Below are 1,231 nucleotides of genomic sequence, written 5' to 3'. Positions count from 1 at the left end.
CCTCCGGCGCCGACCACTTAGTGGTCGCCACCGACCACTTAGAGCGACCGGCTAGCCGGACGAGGTCGTGGGGACCCGGACTGCCCGGGTCACCGCCGCGCGAGCGGCGAGATCGGTGTCAGGGGGGTAGCGGACCTCGACGAGGGTCAGGCCATGCGGCGCAACCACGGTCACCGCCGGGTCGCGAACACCTCGCACGAGGACCCGCGCGGCCCACTCCCGGGGACGGCGGCCCTCCCCCACGGCGAGCAGCGCCCCCACCAATGCCCTGACCATCGAGTGGCAGAAGGCGTCCGCCTCCACGTCGGCGGCCACCACGCCGTCGTGCACCCGTGCCACGTCAAGGCGCAGCAGCGTCCGCACGGTGGTCGCACCCTCCTTACGCCGGCAGAAGGCGCTGAAGTCGTGCTCACCCAGCAGCGTGATGGCCGCGTGCCGCATCCGCTCGGCGTCCAGTGGGCGCGGCCAGGCCAACGTGTCGTGGCGGCGTAGCGGGTCGACCCCGTACGGCGCGTCCCCGATCCGGTAGACGTAGCGCCGCGATAACGCCGAGAAGCGGGCGTCGAACCCCGGCGGGGCCGGCGCGAGGCCCGTGATCCGCACGGAACGCTCCAGCACGCCGTTGAGTCGGCGAGCGAGCCCGCCGAGCGGGACGTCATCGGGAATGTCAACGTGGGCCACCTGGCCACGCGCATGGACACCGGCATCGGTCCGGCCGGCAACCGTGAGCCGGACGGCGGGCAACCGCGCGACCCGCATCAGAGCGTCTTCGACATCACCCTGCACGGTCCGCCGTCCGGGCTGGCGTGCCCAGCCGGCGAACAGCGTCCCGTCGTAGGCCAGGTCGAGGCGCAGGCGCTGCAGCCCGTCTGAGGCGTTCACGGCATCCTGACGATTCCGGTCGGACAGTTCTGAATCACACCGTTGATCACATTGTCCTGCCGGATGCGAAGTGGCGGGAAAGACATCGGGGATCACCAGGATCATGGTGTGACGCGAAACACGAAGCCCACCATCCTCCAGCGGATGGTGGGCTCGCGCGAGCTGGGGTTCCTGAGCAGATCGCCAGGGCCTGTCCGGTGAATACCAGTCGATACCGCCGATAATCAACCGAACAGGCCTCAGGGAGCCGACGGACACACGATCATGATTCTGATTCTGTGCACGCGCGCCCGGCCCCGCGACCTCGCGTACCTGTTGCCGGGCGCTTCTATTGCGCCGTGGGGGCGCC

At 70.0% G+C, this 1,231-nt stretch carries 1 protein-coding gene; it reads right to left on the bottom strand.

The window, feature by feature from the left end; translation table 11 throughout:
* Positions 1-51 precede the first annotated feature (51 nt).
* Positions 52-882: a tRNA pseudouridine(38-40) synthase TruA gene (truA, locus tag U9980_RS00290; RefSeq protein ID WP_322766179.1), complete on the bottom strand. Its 831-nt coding sequence runs from the start codon at positions 880-882 to the stop codon at positions 52-54.
* Positions 883-1,231 lie beyond the last annotated feature (349 nt).

This window comes from Protofrankia sp. Cr1, assembly GCF_963555865.1.
Taxonomy (GTDB): Bacteria; Actinomycetota; Actinomycetes; order Frankiales; family Frankiaceae; genus Protofrankia.
Note: the sequence above shows the minus strand (reverse complement) of the source record. Positions and strands in the feature narration are given on the sequence as shown.